The organism is Roseburia sp. MSJ-14 (assembly GCF_018918225.1).
Taxonomy (GTDB): domain Bacteria; phylum Bacillota; class Clostridia; order Lachnospirales; family Lachnospiraceae; genus Petralouisia.
Window position 1 is genome coordinate 1 of record NZ_JAHLQD010000048.1, and the last position, 1,589, is coordinate 1,589.

Consider the following 1,589-nt stretch of genomic DNA (forward strand, 5'->3'; position numbering starts at 1 on the left):
TAGTGTCTGCTGATTAAACTGCTTCCAGCTCAAAATCAGCAGATTGATGTGTTAATAGTTCCAGCAGCCATAAAAATGTAAAAAGTATCCGTGACTGTATCTTGAACAGATTCGTCACAAATACGGATAACGCGATTGAAGTTAGGGTTGTGTCATAAAGTTTGGTTCTGATCAAGCCCATTCCATAGCAGCGCTTGCTTAAGCTGAGGGCTCTTTCCACCTCTATTCGATCCGTGTTATCCTGATATTCCTGTTTTTTCTCTTTCGCTGGCTGTTTTTCAAGACTTGGTCTCCCAAGCTTTGGACCGGATAATCGTATTCCATGCATCTTGCAGTATTTTCTGTTTTCTCTGGTACGATAGATCTGGTCTGCTAATATACGTTCCGGATAGTAACCGGTCCGTTCCCTGAAACGCTCTGCTGCTTCCTTCAACACGGTACTTTCATTGTAGGCATCATAGGATATCTTTTCTATTCTGCCAAGACCATTATCATCAATGCTCAGATCAAACTTCGTCTACCGGTGACTTTGTTTTTCCTCTTACGATTGGTCTAATCCATGGCTGTGCAATGCTGACAATGCAGTTGTCTACGCTATAAATCTTGTTCTGGTACATGTATTGCTGTTGCTCATACAGTTTTATAGATTGTCAGCAGAAGAGTGCTCTCTTTCGCTGTCGGTGCATAACCGTCCTGCATGAAATTTTCGAGGTATCCGATATCTCGTCTGATGAATGCCAACTGTTTACGAATCGTTGCTCTGATCTTCTTAGTGCTGCGCTTTTTTGCTTTTGCAAGTGCAAGATAATTTTTTCTTGCTATCCTGCGGTACATGCGGGGTCTGGAAAATCCATATGTTTTGCAGAAGCATATGATAATCGTTTCCAGTTTTTCCCTTGCTTCATTCAGCAGGGAAAAATCCTGTGGATATCGGATATTAGATGGAGCACAGGTGGCATCAAGCATCAGGGTTCCTTTATTTTCAGGGAACTGTTCCTGCTTTGTATCCTGCCCATTACCTTCTCCTCCTGAAGGTGGATTGTTATAATCATCATCCTTTTTGTCACTGGATTCCTTTTCTTTGACTGCATCCAGCATATATTCATTCGCTTCCATGATAACATCCATTTTCAGACGTTTACGGAACAGGACTAAGGTACTTGCATCAATTGGCGGTTGTTCCTGATAACCTGGAAGCCCAATGAAATACTGGTAATACGGATTTTCTGTCAGTTGTTCAACGAGTTCTCTGTCAGAATACTGATATTTCGTTTGGATGATCAATGAGCCAAGAGCAAGACGTAATGGCTTGGCTACCCGGCCATTCTTTCCTTTGAACAGGCGGGAATATTTCTTTTCAAAGACTTCCCATGGAATAGCATCTGCCATTTTTACCCATCTGTTTTCAGGGTTCATGTGAAGTCCTATTGGCTGATTGAAATCCAAGAAGTTGCTTTGTGTATTATCAGTATATTTGTACATTATTTTCCGCTCCGTAAATGGTATTTTTCTATTGAAAACTGCACGAAAAAAGATTTAAGTTCTGTTAAAACCGTGCACTTTATTATACCATCTTTGAGCAGAAAATA

At 40.9% G+C, this 1,589-nt stretch carries 2 protein-coding genes; both read right to left on the minus strand.

All coding sequences use genetic code 11. From position 1 onward, the window contains the following. Nucleotides 1–13: 13 nt before the first annotated feature. On the minus strand, nucleotides 14–436 hold the full coding sequence (locus KQI83_RS16840) for a transposase (protein WP_330622427.1): 423 nt from the start codon (nucleotides 434–436) through the stop codon (nucleotides 14–16). A 194-nt stretch (nucleotides 437–630) separates the two neighbouring features. After that, complete coding sequence (locus tag KQI83_RS16845; RefSeq protein ID WP_253295632.1) at nucleotides 631–1,482, minus strand: transposase; 852 nt, start codon at nucleotides 1,480–1,482, stop codon at nucleotides 631–633. Nucleotides 1,483–1,589: the final 107 nt, after the last annotated feature.

Coding starts and splice junctions, on each gene's coding strand:
- KQI83_RS16845 (WP_253295632.1), bottom strand. CDS start 1,482: ATGTACAAATATACTGATAATACACAAAGCAACTTCTTGGATTTCAAT.